Origin of the sequence: Maricaulis sp. (assembly GCF_017643475.1) — a bacterium.
Taxonomy (GTDB): domain Bacteria; phylum Pseudomonadota; class Alphaproteobacteria; order Caulobacterales; family Maricaulaceae; genus Maricaulis.
Genome location: NZ_JAEPNI010000001.1, coordinates 653,930 through 667,476 on the forward strand (window position 1 = coordinate 653,930; position 13,547 = coordinate 667,476).

At 59.9% G+C, this 13,547-nt stretch carries 11 protein-coding genes; 6 read left to right on the forward strand and 5 right to left on the reverse strand.

Translation table 11 applies throughout. The annotated features are described in order from the left end of the window. Window positions 1-72 precede the first annotated feature (72 nt). From JJ889_RS03145 to aguB, 3 genes are read left to right on the forward strand one after another with little or no spacing between them, the layout of a single operon-like run. Window positions 73-1,110 (forward strand): agmatine/peptidylarginine deiminase, encoded by a 1,038-nt coding sequence (locus tag JJ889_RS03145; RefSeq protein WP_291891442.1) that lies wholly within the window; start codon window positions 73-75, stop codon window positions 1,108-1,110. After that, entirely contained in the window at window positions 1,092-2,249 is a 1,158-nt protein-coding gene (locus JJ889_RS03150; protein ID WP_291891443.1) for a serine hydrolase, read from the forward strand. Before JJ889_RS03145 ends, JJ889_RS03150 begins: the two co-directional genes overlap by 19 nt. 3 nt (window positions 2,250-2,252) lie before the next feature. Beyond that, the gene (gene aguB, locus JJ889_RS03155; RefSeq protein ID WP_291891444.1) at window positions 2,253-3,104 is read left to right on the forward strand and encodes an N-carbamoylputrescine amidase; all 852 of its coding nucleotides are present in this window, start codon (window positions 2,253-2,255) and stop codon (window positions 3,102-3,104) included. Here aguB and JJ889_RS03160 read toward each other — a convergent pair. Continuing rightward, window positions 3,086-3,292, reverse strand: a complete 207-nt coding sequence (locus tag JJ889_RS03160) for a hypothetical protein (protein ID WP_291891445.1) — start codon at window positions 3,290-3,292, stop codon at window positions 3,086-3,088. The genes aguB and JJ889_RS03160 overlap by 19 nt on opposite strands. A gap of 209 nt (window positions 3,293-3,501) precedes the next feature. Here JJ889_RS03160 and JJ889_RS03165 point away from each other — a divergent pair, with 209 nt between their 5' ends. After that, window positions 3,502-3,975 (forward strand): hypothetical protein, encoded by a 474-nt coding sequence (locus tag JJ889_RS03165; RefSeq protein ID WP_291891446.1) that lies wholly within the window; start codon window positions 3,502-3,504, stop codon window positions 3,973-3,975. Here JJ889_RS03165 and JJ889_RS03170 read toward each other — a convergent pair. The 4 genes from JJ889_RS03170 to JJ889_RS03185 all read right to left on the reverse strand — a co-directional run bounded on the left by JJ889_RS03170 (window position 3,972) and on the right by JJ889_RS03185 (window position 7,267). Further along, complete coding sequence (locus JJ889_RS03170) at window positions 3,972-4,649, reverse strand: MarC family protein (protein ID WP_291891447.1); 678 nt, start codon at window positions 4,647-4,649, stop codon at window positions 3,972-3,974. The genes JJ889_RS03165 and JJ889_RS03170 overlap by 4 nt on opposite strands. A 115-nt stretch (window positions 4,650-4,764) precedes the next feature. Further along, window positions 4,765-5,649: a polyamine aminopropyltransferase gene (gene speE, locus JJ889_RS03175; protein WP_291891448.1), complete on the reverse strand. Its 885-nt coding sequence runs from the start codon at window positions 5,647-5,649 to the stop codon at window positions 4,765-4,767. Beyond that, window positions 5,646-6,068 (reverse strand): adenosylmethionine decarboxylase, encoded by a 423-nt coding sequence (gene speD, locus JJ889_RS03180; protein ID WP_291891449.1) that lies wholly within the window; start codon window positions 6,066-6,068, stop codon window positions 5,646-5,648. The genes speE and speD overlap by 4 nt, the downstream gene beginning before the upstream one ends. Then, on the reverse strand, window positions 6,065-7,267 hold the full coding sequence (locus JJ889_RS03185; RefSeq protein ID WP_291891450.1) for a type III PLP-dependent enzyme: 1,203 nt from the start codon (window positions 7,265-7,267) through the stop codon (window positions 6,065-6,067). The genes speD and JJ889_RS03185 overlap by 4 nt, the downstream gene beginning before the upstream one ends. A 603-nt stretch (window positions 7,268-7,870) precedes the next feature. Between JJ889_RS03185 and JJ889_RS03190 the strand changes: the two genes are divergently transcribed. Beyond that, a complete protein-coding gene (locus JJ889_RS03190; RefSeq protein WP_291891451.1) occupies window positions 7,871-10,705 on the forward strand; it encodes a hypothetical protein in 2,835 nt (944 codons plus the stop codon). Between the two features lie 74 nt (window positions 10,706-10,779). Continuing rightward, on the forward strand, window positions 10,780-13,443 hold the full coding sequence (locus JJ889_RS03195) for a TonB-dependent receptor (protein ID WP_291891452.1): 2,664 nt from the start codon (window positions 10,780-10,782) through the stop codon (window positions 13,441-13,443). Window positions 13,444-13,547 lie beyond the last annotated feature (104 nt).

A 13,547-nucleotide genomic window follows, 5' to 3' on the forward strand; every position in this document is an offset into this window, starting at 1 on the left:
GCGGCCCTCGGGTCGCCCTTCTTCATGTCCGGAACTCGTTTCCCGGGGCGAGCTGTGCTAGATGCCGCCGCCATGACCGAGACCCACCTGCCCCATGAAACGGCCGTCCAGGACCGTCTGTTCACCTGCTGGCCCGCTGCGCGCGATTACTGGCCTGCGGCGCTGGAGGACGTCTGGCCGGAATACCGCGCCTTTCTGAACCTGGCCGTGGAGCCTGCGCCGAACGGAAGGCGGCTGCCGCTGACCATCCTGGCCTCCACGGGGGAGGCGGAGGCTTGTGCCCGGGCGGCAATGGGCAATCGTGCCGAGGTTATCCGGCATCCCTATGGGGATGTCTGGACCCGCGATACCGGCCCGGTCTTCCTGCGCCGGGCTGGGGAGCTGCTCGCAGTGCGCTTCCGCCATAATGGCTGGGGCGGAAAATACCTTTATCCGGGCGATGCCGAGCTAGGCGAGAAGATCGCCGAACTGGCCGGCGCGCGCATCGTGCCGGTGGATCTGGTCGGTGAGGGCGGTGCGCTGGAGTTTGACGGTGACGGCACCGTCCTGACGACCCGTCAGTGCCTGCTCAACTCCAATCGCAATCCCGGGCCGAGCGAGAGCCAGGTCGAGGACCGGCTGAAAAAGGCCCTGGGCATCGAGAAAGTCCTGTGGATCGATGAAGGCATGATTGCAGATCATACCGACGGACATATCGACAATATCGTGCGGTTTGTGCGTCCTGGGGTGGTCGTCTGCCAGATGCCGTTCGGAGCGGATGATGAACAGGCGCGGGTATTCCCCGCCATTCTTCGCCAGCTCCAGACCATGACCGATGCCCGCGGCCGCAGGCTGCAGGTTCACATCATTCCCGGTCCGGGACGGTTTGAGGACGAAGACGGTGAGCTGATGCCGGCCAGCTATATGAACTGGGTCATCGGTCCACGGAATATCGTTGTTCCGACCTATGGATCCCAAAGCGAGGGAGCCGCGCTGCGCATCCTTCGCGGGCTCTTCCGCAATCACAGGATTGTCGGCTCGCGATCTGACGCTATTCTAACTGGCGGGGGGGCGTTTCATTGCGTGACGTGTCACGTCCCGGGAGGTCCGGAGTGTTTCGAACAGGCATAGCCCTTGTCGCATTCATGAGTTTTGGCGTGTCCGCACTGGCGGATGACGCTGCTGTGCGCAGTTTCGACTATCTCGACGCGGTCGAGGCCCAGTTCGCGCGCGCCATCGCAGACCAGCGCATCGTCGGCCTGGCGGCTGCCGTGATCGAGAATGGCGAACCGGTCCTGATCTATACCCACGGCGAGTCTGCCGCGGGCAGTGGCGAGGCGGTGACGCCGGAAACCATGTTTCGCGCAGCTTCGGTATCCAAGACCTTCACCGGCACGCTGATGGCGATGTTGGAAGCCGAAGGTCAGCTCGATCTCAGCGCTCCGGTGCCGGAAAGCGTGATGAACCTGCAGGGCAATCGCGCGCCGACCATCGAGGAAGTGCTGAGCCATCGCACCGGCCTGCCACCGAATGCCTATGACAATATCCTGGAAGCGGGGCGCGATGTTGATGATGTACGCGAACGGCTTGCAGGCGTTGATCTCATCTGTCCCGTTGGCAGTTGTTACACCTATCAGAACGTCGCCTTTTCCTCGGTTGAGGGTATTGTCGAGGCGACAATTGGCCAGCCCTATTCCACATTGCTCGACCAGGCCTTGTTTGACCGTATCGGCCTGCCCAGTGCCAGTGTCGGTACGTCAGCCCTTCAGACGGAGGACAGCTGGGCTGCACCGCATCGCGGCTGGCGCCGGGGAAGTAATCGCGCCGGCGACCCGGACACGCATTACGACAATGTGCCCTCGGCAGCCGGTGTGAACCTCTCTCTCATGGACATGATCGCCTGGGCCCAGGCGCATCTGGGGTCACGACCGGGCTTGTCCGAGGATGTGCGGGAACGCGCGCATTCGCGGCTGACCGAAACACGTCGGGAAACGCGCCGGCTTGGCGCCCTGTCGGATCGAGTCTCCAATACCTGGTACGGGCTGGGCTGGCGCATCTATGATTGGGGGGACCGCACCCTGGTGCTTCATTCCGGATATCTTTCAGGGTATGGGGCACAGATCGTGATGGAGCCGGAGACTGGCTTTGCCTTTGTCGCGCTGTGGAATTCCGACAATCGCCCGGCCTGGTGGCTGTGGCCGGTGGTGATGGATTTGCGCACCGGGCAGAGTGACGGATCTCGCTGGCTCGACCGTTTTGACGAGGGCTAGATAGTGGGCGCAACCATTTCTGTCGCCGTATTGCAGGCGGCATTTGGCGAGGACATTCAGGCCAATATTGCCACAATAGATCGTCTGGCGCGTGACGCTGCAGCCGCGGGCGCGCAGGTCATCCTGCCGCCGGAATTGTTCCAGGGACCGTATTTCTGCAAGATTCAGGAAGAGGAGCACTTCGCGCTGGCCTCGCCTGCTGACGAACATCCGTGCGTCCTGACGCTGGCACCGCTGGCTAGGGAGCTCGGTGTCGTCATTCCGGTGTCCATCTTCGAGAAGGACGGGCCGAACTACTACAACTCGGTGGTGATGCTGGATGCGGACGGTGGTGTGCTTGGCACCTATCGCAAGAGCCATATCCCCGACGGGCCGGGCTACCAGGAAAAGTTCTACTTCCGCCCCGGTGACACCGGTTTCAAGGTCTGGAACACGGCGTTCGGGCGAATTGGTGTGGGCATTTGCTGGGACCAGTGGTTCCCGGAAGCAGCACGTGTGATGACCCTTCAGGGCGCGGAATTGCTGCTCTATCCTACCGCGATCGGTTCGGAGCCCCAGGACGAGAGTCTGGAGACTTCCGCGCGCTGGCGGCGTGCGATGCAGGGGCATGCCGTGTCCAACGTCATTCCGGTGGCCGCGGCCAACCGGGTTGGTGATGAGGATGGTCAGCTGTTCTACGGAACCTCGTTCATCTGTGACCATACAGGCGAGGTGATGGTGGAATTGGATCGTGAAGAGACGGATTTCAGACTGTGGTCGTTTGATCGCGTCGAAGTCGAACGTGACCGGGCTGCGTGGGGCTTTTTCCGCGATCGTCGTACCGATCTCTACAGCGATTACTTCAAGCCGGCCTGATCGGCCTCGCGCGAGAGTATCGTATTTCCCGGAAGTGAAAATGCCAGCAGGATGGCGACGGCAATGGACGGCCAGGCAAAGGCGATGGCCTGATCGGTCTGTCCCTGGGTGAGTGCAAGTGCTGATGCCGTGAAACCGGTTGCAGCCAAGGCTGCAGCGGCGAGCATTATTGTGAATCGAATGACCATCCAGTCCTCCCAATCCCCGCTCTGTTATTGCCGTCCCTCAGCTCGTTAAGCATCGCACACGGGGATGAACGACTCCTTATTCCCAATTGATGAAAGTGCTTTGTTTAATGAAGTTTCCTCGTTCTAAACGGGAGAAAGTCATGAACAGGAATGGAATCAGATGTTTGTTGGTCGCGGTATCCGCAGCTGGTTTGGCGAGTGTTGTTGCGGTGTCAGCTGTTAACGCGCAGGAAGCTGAAAGCACCCGTCCCGCAGAGGCGCTAGGCTGGATGCAGGGGCAATGGCAGGGCGAGGGCTGGATCATCGATCGCGGTGGCGAGCGCCGGACCTTTACTGTCGATGAAAGCGTGCGTGCGGCAGCGCAGGGGCATGTCCTGCAGATCCATGGCGTGGGCCGGTCTGACGGCCGCGTCATTCATGATGCAGCGGGTTTTGTCACCGCCGGTGCTGACGGATTCGAGATGCAGGCTGTGAACATGTACGGCCAGGCGCTTACCGCCCCGATGCAGGTCACCGACAACGGCTTCGCATGGCAGTTGCCAATGGGTGATTACGGCCGCGTCGAGTATGTCGCCGAATATGATGGCGAACACTGGATCGAGACGGGATCATGGTGCCCGACCGGCGGCGAGTGCATGCAGAATTTCCGCATGCAGCTCACACGCACGGGCGCCGTCGACTAGGACAGTACGGAGACGGCGATGTGTGCGCCGCCTTCCAGCAGGCCGCCGCGAATGCCATCAAAGATAAATTGGGCGGCCAGAGCGGCGAGGATCACACCGAGAATTCGGGTGATCATCGCTGCAATGCTGTCGCCGATGAAGCGCATGATCGGGCCGATCGCCAGGAAGATGACCAGACAGAGCAGCAGGTTGATGCCCGCGCTGCCGAGAATGACGGCCTTGCTCAGCAGGCCGGAATTGGCCGGGTCCGACATCAGCAGCATCATGGTGGCGATGGAGCCCGGGCCGGCCAGCATCGGGATCGCCATCGGAAAGACGGAGATATCTTCGTGGGTGCCCGGAATGGTGTCGTCTTCCTCGGAGAGCTTCTCCGCGCGTTCTTCACGACGCTCCGTTCGCTTCTCGAAGATCATTTCCAGCGCCATCATGAACAGCAACACGCCACCCGCTGCGCGGAAGGCGTCGAGACTGATATGCAGCGCACCCAGCAACCATCCCCCGATCAGTGCAAAGCCCAGAAGGACGCCGGTCGCGATCACCACGGACTTGATCGCCATGGCGCGGCGGTGTTCGTTCGATGAACCATTGGTCAGCGCGCCAAATATTGGCGCGACGCCGGGCGGGTCGATGGCGACGAAGAATGTCACGAAAGCGGTGGTGAAAAGTTCGATCATGGCAAGTGTCCTGTTCCAAGGCCCGCATATCGCTGGAACCATGCAAGGTCACGCACAATTTTATGATCGGGGTGCAAATCATCCATGCATTAACGCATGGATGATTGCAAAAGGGCTAGCGTTTTAGCAGTGCTTCGAGTGACCGAGGCAGGGCGAATGCTCCGCGGTGTACGGCCGGGCTGTAATAGCGCGTGTCGATGTCGAGCGCTGCAAAGCGCTCCTCGACAACGCCGGCAGCAGGAGCGATGCGGCTTTCATCATCGGTTGCGAAACCAAGCGTCATCACACCGCCGGAGAACGTCGGCACGGTGATGGCGTAGAAGCCGTGGTGCTTGAAGATGCGCGAGAAGTACTCCGACGTGTTCTCGACGACGTCGGAATGCACCGAAGCCAGGCCCGACTGGGTGACCAGGATGCCGCCCTTGGCCAAGCGCCCGTGACAGGACGCGTAGAATTCCTCGGTGAACAACACGGCACTCGGACCGACCGGGTCGGAACTGTCGATGATGATCAGGTCGAACAGCTCGTCGCCTGTCTTCATGTAATCGACGCCGTCGACAATCTTGATCTCCACACGACTGTCATCAAAGGAGCCGTTGGAAACTTCCGGCAGCCATTTGCGCGAGAACGTGATGACGTCTTCATCGATCTCGGCGAGCACGATGCGTTCAACGCCGGGATGGCGCTGGATTTCGCGCATGGCGCCACCATCACCACCGCCCACGATCAGCACGGATCTCGCTGAGCCGTGCGCCAGCAGCGGCACATGCGTGACCATTTCGTGATAGATGAACTCGTCGGACATGGAGACCTGGACTAGGCCATCGATGGCCAGCACGCGGCCATGGGTCTCATTGTCGAACAGGATCAGGTGCTGGAGGTCGGAGTCCTCGGCATAGATCAGCTCGTCGACCCGCAGGCTGTTGCCGACAGACGGGGTCAGGCTTTCCTTGAACCAGAGCTGGCCCTCATCATCCTTGAAGCAATACCTCGGGATCATGCGCCTTCACCCCGCAGGACTTCCGTGACACGGGCCTCGCCGGCCTGGAAGGCGGCCTTGAGGATGGCAACAGCCTTTTGCGGCTGGGCATCCCCGCACATGAAGACGTCAAACGCCGCATAGTTGCGTTCCGGCCAGGTGTGGACAGAGATGTGGCTCTCGGCCAGGACCGCAACGCCGGAAATACCGCCATTGGGTTCAAACACATGGGTGTGAATGTGCAGCAGGGTAGCGCCACATTCTTTCACACAGTCATGCATGGCCTGGCGAATGACACCGTCATTGTTCAGGTCATAGGCGTCAATCAGGTCAATGATCAGGTGACGGCCGGCAACTTCCTTGCCGTCGACCATGATGAAGTGATCGGCAGCCTCTTCGGCCGTCTCACGCGGGATATCGATCGTGGAAATCATGTTCATCGAGCCAGATCCTTTTCGATGAATGCGCCTTGCGCAGAACGGGTAACAAGATCGCCAAACATTGTGGCGAACGGACTGTCGGAGACTTCGGCGGTTTCATAAGTGCCAAAGCCGTTGAACTTGGTGGCCAGAGCGGCGCCATAGGCTCCGATCATGCCGACCTCGATGTAATCGCCCTCGCGAATGTCGTCGGGCAGGAGGTTCGGGCCGGGCAGGGTGTCGATGGAATCGCAGGTCGGACCGAACAGCGTGTAGTCCTCCAGCGTGGCGCTGAAGATGCCGCTGGCGCGCAGGATGCGCATCGGGAATTTCCAGTCCGCATGCGCTGCATCAAACAGACAGCCATAGGAGCCGTCATTGATGTAGAGCGCCTTGTCCTTGCGCAGATCGACACGGACGACCACGGATTCGGCCTCGGCTACGAGGGCCCGGCCGGGTTCACACCACAGCTTGGCATTCTCCAGCACGAGCATGTCCTCGAATGCATCGGTGATGGCATCGACAAAACGCTGCATCTCCGGCGGTTCCATGCCCGGATAGACACACGGGAAACCCCCGCCGACGTCGACGATATCCACGGTCACACCCGCCTGGACGATCAGCCGGGAGGCTTCAAGCATGGCGGCGCGATACGCAATCGGTTCCATACACTGGCTGCCGATATGGAAGCTGACACCGAGTTCCAGCGCGTGTTCGCGGGAGGCGCGGATCAGGTCCGGCCCATCCGTATGCGATACGCCGAACTTTCCGGCGAGCGAGAACAGCGCGAAATCGCTGGCGACAGCCATGCGGACAACCAGTGTCAGGTCCTTTGCATGGTCTGTTTCCTCGAGGATCTTCATCAACTCGTCATGCGTGTCGAGCGCGAAGATCTTTACCCCATGATCAAAATAGGCCTTGCGAATGGAAAGCCGGCTCTTGATCGGGTGCATGTAGGCCATGCGCGCATCGGGACACCGTCGCGCGACAAGTTCGATCTCTGGCAACGAGGCGACTTCGAAGAAGTCAGTGCCTGACGCGTACAAACCATCAATCACCCAATCGCTCGGGTTGGCTTTGACGGCGTACAGGACGTCGCCTGGAAAATTCTCCTGGAACCAGCGGCTAGCTCGGGCCAGACATTCCGGACGTCTTACAACGACCGGGTCTTCTAGGTGCCGTGAGCGGACCAGGTCCAGGGGCGTATGGTACGTGGACAATTCACGTGACCCCCTGTTGGCAGTTAACCCAATCCGGCATCGTCGCCTCCGCCGGGTTGCGCGCTACTACTGGCAAATTTTCGGGATGTAAAGTCCGAAAATCGAAATTTCTGATAACTGGTTGAATTTCCGATTTGGCGCTCGGAAGGGGCACGGCGGCGTCAGAGTTTCTGGCGCCAGCGCAGGGCAAGATAGCCCGCAGGGGACGGCGCTGACCAGCTGCGGCCGGCGTCACATTTTCGCAAAATGTCTATACGGATTAAAATCTTGCGACTCACTTCCCTGGCGGACCTGGCGTCATCGCGAGGCCCTGACCGCAGTGTAGCGGATATTCCGGGTTGTCACAAAAATTTCAAAGCACATCGCCGCGGGTTGGGGCGCATTTGCGACCGGAAATGATCACCCTGTTATAGCAACAACATTCATGGTTATCGGACATTCCGGCACCGCGTCTCCGGGCGTCCCAATTCGGGCCGTCATCAATCCATCAAATCAGTGTCATTCAGGCGTAACAAAGCTGGGTTTTATCGCCGCCCCAAGTGGTGGCGCCCCCTCACGACGGGACGTCACCTCGGGTGATTTTGTCCTTTTTGGGGGTCTTCAATGTCGGTGAAGCAAAACTTCCGCAAGCTTCTGCTTGTTTCTACGTCGTGCGCATTCTTCGCAGCGTGTGCAGATACGTCCATTTCGTCTCCGGGCGATACGAATATCGGTACACCGCCGGGCGGCGGTGGCGGCAATGGCGGTGGTGGCAACCAGACCACGATCGATCTGGTTCCGGCCGGTGGTTGTGGTACGGGGTCTGTCCGCCAGGCGACTGTCGTCAACGGTGACGTCACCATCAATGCCTGTGAGATCACCGGCAATATCACGCAGGACACCGCTATCGCCCAGAATGCTGGTGTTCTGGTGACCGGGCCGACCTTCATCGGTTCCGACGGTGGCGCCCAGATCACGCTCGAGATCGGCGCTGGCGCCACGCTCTTCGGTTCCGCCGGTTCCGACTACATGGTTGTTGCTCGCGGCTCTCGCATCGAAGCGAATGGAACGGCTGCTGCCCCGATCATCATGACCTCACGCCAGGATGTCGAAGGCACGGTCGGTGAGAATGATCGCGGCCAGTGGGGCGGTCTGATCATCAACGGTTTCGCGCCGATCAATGCCTGTATCGATGGCACGGCTGCCGGCGGTTCCGCCGATTGTGAAAAGTCTGGTGAAGGTTCTTCCGGTCTCTTCGGTGGCGACAACCCGGCGGACGACAGCGGCTGGCTGCGTTACGTCCAGGTGCGTTACGCCGGTTTCCTGATCAACAACGAAGACGAGCTGAACGGCATCGCCTTCCAGGGTGTGGGTTCCGGCACGGACGTCCATCACATCCAGGTCCACAATAATGCCGATGACGGTATCGAGATGTTCGGTGGCGCTGTTGACGTCCGCAATGTTGTCCTGACGGGTAATGCGGATGACAGTTTCGATTACACCGATGGCTGGGTCGGCCGTGCGCAATACGTTCTGGTTCGCCAGTCCGGCGATGATGCCGACCAGGGTTTCGAGTTCGACAACCGCTCGTCCAACAACGACCTGACCCCGCGTTCCAACCCGCGCATCGCCAACTTCACCATCATCGGTGAACGCAATGCCGCAGAATCCGACGACGGCATCCTGCTGCGCGCCGGCACGGCTGCCGAGCTCTACAACGGCATCGTGGTCGACATGGGCGAGGAATGCCTGGATATCGATGACGCTGCGACCTTTGACGGTATCAACGGCACGAATGGTCGTCCGGCGAACGAAGACATCATCATCCAGTCCGTCTTCTTCAACTGCCCGACGAACTTCAAGGATGACGGTGCGGACGACCTCGCCGACGTGGCGAATTTCGTCACCAATACGATGATCAACAATGTCGACGCCTCTTCCAACTCCATGTCCGGTATCCTCCCGGGCCCGCAGGAGCTGGCTGTTGTCGCGACCGACGTGAACGCAATCGACCCCTGGTTCGACGCCACGACCTATGCCGGTGCCTTCTCCGGCACGGACACCAACGCGTCCAACTGGGCCGCAGGCTGGACTTTCGATCTGTTCGAAGACCCGGGCTGCCCGACGGGTACGACGGAGTCTGCCGAGGTTCTCAACGGCCAGCGTGTCTGCCAGATCACCGGCAATATCACCTCGGACGTTCGCCTGACGCGTGGTTCCATTTACGAGCTGGTGGGTCCGGTCTTCGTCGGTGTTGACCGCGGTGCCGACCCGGCTTCCCCGCTGCCGTCCGGCCTCGAAGCCAGCCTGACGATTGACCCGGGTGTCACCATCTTTGGTACCGCCGGTTCGGACTACATCGTTGTTGCGCGTGGATCCCAGATCTTCTCCAACGGTACGTCTGCAGCTCCGGTTGTCATGACCGCCCGCTCCGACGTCGAAGGCACTGTGGGCGCCAATGACCGCGGTCAGTGGGGCGGACTTGTCCTCAACGGTCGCGCGCCGATCAATGCTTGTATCGACGGTACGGCGACCGGTGGCACGACGGATTGTGAAAAGTCCGGCGAGGGCTCATCCGGTCTCTTCGGTGGCGCAACGCCGACCGATGACAGCGGCGACCTCTTCTACACCCAGGTCCGTTATGCCGGCTTCCTGATCAACAATGAGGACGAGCTCAACGGCATCGCCTTCCAGGGCATCGGTTCCGACACCAATGTTGATTACATCCAGGTCCACAACAACGCTGACGATGGCATCGAGATGTTCGGTGGCGCTGTTGACGTTCGCCACGTTGTCCTGACGGGCAATGCTGATGACAGCTTTGACTACACCGATGGCTGGGTTGGCCGTGCCCAGTACGTGATCGTTGCCCAGTCCGGCGACGATGCCGACCAGGGTTTCGAGTTCGACAACCGTTCTTCGAACAACGACCTGACGCCGCGTTCCAACCCACGCATCTCCAACTTCACCATCATTGGTGAGCGTGGCGCGGCGGAATCCGACGACGGTATCCTGCTGCGTGCCGGTACGGCCGGTGAGCTCTACAACGGTATCGTTGTCGACATGGGCGAGGAGTGCCTGGATATCGATGACGCCGCGACGTTCGACGGCATCAACGGCACGAATGGCCGTCCGGCTGCGGAAGACATCATCATCCAGTCTGTCTTCTTCAACTGCCCGACCAACTTCCGTGACGATGGTGCATCCGATCTGGCGGACGTGGCGAACTTCGTCACCAACACCATGATCAACAATGTTGATGCAGCGGCTAACACCATGACCGGTTTCACCTTCATTCCGGGCAATACCGGTGTGGTTCCGGGGGCGTCCGAGCAGGCTGTTGTCGCCACCGACATCAATGCCATCGACGCCTGGTTCGATGACGCCCAGTACGCGGGCGCCGTCGAGGATGCCAATGACACCTGGTACCAGGGCTGGACCTACGTCCGCACCCAGTAACGCACTCACGCGGTTCCCGCCGGAAAGCACCGCCGGGAACCGTATCTGTCTCATGCAGTCACATGGTGATTAAGATGAAAACCAATCGAATTGCACTTTCGGCTGCGTTACTGGCGACCACGACCCTGGCCCCGTTTGCAGCCTCCGCGCAGGATGCGCCGATCGATGACCAGATCACGGTCCGTTATCAGTACATTCCTGATGACCGTCGCGTGACGTCTGAAGTCTCCGCAGTCCTGTCCCTGGAAGATCTGGAAACCACGGGTGACAGCGATCTCGCTGGCGCTCTGGTCCGCATTACCGGTATCTCCACCACGGGCGGCCGTTTCGCGGTTGTTCGTGGTCTCAACGAGCGCTACTCGAATACGCTTCTGAACGGCTCTCCGATGCCGTCTCCGGAACCGTTCCGCCGCGCTGCCCCGCTGGACATTTTCCCAACCAACATTCTCTCAAATGTTCTTGTCCAGAAGACTTTCTCGCCGGAGTTCCCTGGCGAGTTTGGCGGTGGTGTCATCGGGATCGAAACAGCAACCCTGCCGAATGAGGGCTTCTTCACAGCTTCCATCGGCGGCAGTTTTGACACGGTCACGACGGGCAATCGTGGTCTGACCTATGCCGGCTCCGATACGGATTGGCTGGGTTATGATGATGGCCTGCGCGACGTTCCGGCCGAGCTGGCCGCAATCTTCGACACCACGCGTGTTGGCAACAACCTGCCCGCCGACCAGCAGCAGGCGATCGGCCGTTCCCTGGTCAATTCCGAGCTGTGGGTTCTCCAGGCCGTTGATACGGATGCAAACGGTTCCGTCGACCTGTCGGCCGGTGACCGTTTCGACTTCGACAACTTCTCTCTCGGCCTGCTCGGCGCCGTTTCCTACTCCAATGAGTGGGAAACGCGTGAAGGCCAGCGCGGCAAGGGCTCCATCGGTGCCAATGGCCTGATCTATGAAAACGGCCCGGTTACGGCTGACCGTTCTGGTCTGGCCCCGCTCGGTGAGGGCATCAACAACTTCATGTCCACGGAAAACCAGATCGACGTGTCGGCGATGGTTTCCGTCGGTGTGGATTGGTACAACGACCACGAGATCAACCTGCTGAGCATGGTTCTGCGTTCGACGTCCAAGGAAGGTCGCACGGAAGAGCAATTCAACGCCGGTTCCTCTGCTGTTGTGCGCGGTGATTCCACCGAGTGGTTCGAGCGCCAGGTCATCTTCAACCAGCTGCGTGGTGAGCATGTCTTTGCGAACCTGAACGACCTGGCTGTCGACTGGCGCATCTCCGAAGCGACTGCGACACGGGACGCTCCGTATCAGCGCTTCGTGAACTACCAGTTTGACGATGCCCGCGGTGCCTACCGTTATGAAGGCGACATCAACGACAATTTCACGCGTTTCTCCGAGATCGAAGACGTCACCTCCGACTACGGCGTTGACCTCTCTTTCCCGGCGACCGTGTTTGGTCTCGATGCCGAGTTCAAGGCCGGTTACTCCAACACCTCCCGCGAGCGTGAAGCCTTTACCCGTCGTTTCTCCTTCGAGCAGGGTTCTGTCGGTATCCCGGCTGACCTGCTGTTCTCCCGCATCGACTACATCTTTGCTGCGCAGAACATCGTCGATGAGCGTCTGCGACTGGTCGAGACCGGTGGTCTGACCTTCCCGGAAGCCTATCGTGGCGAGCTTGATGTTGAAGCATACTATGTCGGTACCGACGTTGCTCTGAACGATTTTGTCCGCGCCGCGGTCGGTTTCCGCTTCGAGGACGGTACGCAGTCCGTCGACACCTTTGCCTACCCGCCGGGTGTGCCCAATGGTGTCGATACGGCTCCGATCGCCGAAGAATACGCTCTGCCGGCTGTAACGCTGACGTGGACGTTTGCCGACAATATCCAGCTGCGTACGGGTTACTCCCAGTCGATCGCCCGCCCGCAATTCCGTGAGCTGGCTTTCTCAGAGTTCTTCAACACCGATACCGACCAGCGTTTCCAGGGCAATCCGTTTCTCGTGAACACCGAAATCGAGAGTTTTGATGCTCGCTTGGAATACTATTTCGGTCGAGATCAGTTCTTCACCGTCGGTGCTTTCCACAAGATCATGGAAAACCCGATCGAGGAATTCATCATTCCGATCGGTGATGGTCTGAACACGTCCTTCATCAACGCCCCGGAAGCGACGCTGACCGGTGCGGAGTTCGAATTCGAGAAAACGTTCGACCTCTCCAACCGTTTCCAGAACGCGTTGTTCGCGGACCGGGAATGGTTCTTCAAGACCAACTACACCTACATTCAGTCGGAAGTGTCTGCTGAAGGTAATGTGATTGTTGCCCAGGGTGCCTTCGGTCAGCCGCAGGCCCTGTCCCTCAACGCAGCCGGCTTCATCGAGGACGGTCGTACCCTGCAGGGTCAGTCCGAGCACCTGTTCAACGCACAGGTCGGTTTTGAAGCCAATGACGGTCGTTCCCGCGCGGCGGTTCTCTACAACTATACGGGCGAGCGTACACGTGCCGTGGCCAACCTCTCCGACAATCTGCCGGAGATCGTTGAGCAGGTTCCGTCTTCGCTGGACTTCGTCTACAGCCGTACCGTCAACGTGGCTGAGGCTGACTGGGATATCGGTTTCTCGGTCCGCAACATCCTGGGCGACGGGTATGAGGCGACCCAATCTGACGACACGGTCGAGCTGCCGGTTGATACCTACGATGTAGGTACCTCCTTCAGCATCTCGATTTCCCGTCAGTGGTAAGAACATAGATCGGGGCGGGTTTCGGCCCGCCCCGGCATTAAGGGCAGGGTAACCTGCACTCGGGAGACGTTTGACGGCAGTCCGATATTTCGGATACTGCCGCA

Excerpts from the sequence above, each read along its gene's own strand:
- JJ889_RS03195 (WP_291891452.1), top strand. The coding sequence starts at position 10,780 with ATGAAAACCAATCGAATTGCACTTTCGGCTGCGTTACTGGCGACCACG.
- speD (WP_291891449.1), bottom strand. The coding sequence starts at position 6,068 with ATGAACATGATTTCCACGATCGATATCCCGCGTGAGACGGCCGAAGAG.
- JJ889_RS03160 (WP_291891445.1), bottom strand. The coding sequence starts at position 3,292 with ATGGTCATTCGATTCACAATAATGCTCGCCGCTGCAGCCTTGGCTGCA.
- JJ889_RS03190 (WP_291891451.1), top strand. The coding sequence starts at position 7,871 with ATGTCGGTGAAGCAAAACTTCCGCAAGCTTCTGCTTGTTTCTACGTCG.
- JJ889_RS03170 (WP_291891447.1), bottom strand. The coding sequence starts at position 4,649 with ATGATCGAACTTTTCACCACCGCTTTCGTGACATTCTTCGTCGCCATC.
- speE (WP_291891448.1), bottom strand. The coding sequence starts at position 5,649 with ATGATCCCGAGGTATTGCTTCAAGGATGATGAGGGCCAGCTCTGGTTC.
- JJ889_RS03145 (WP_291891442.1), top strand. The coding sequence starts at position 73 with ATGACCGAGACCCACCTGCCCCATGAAACGGCCGTCCAGGACCGTCTG.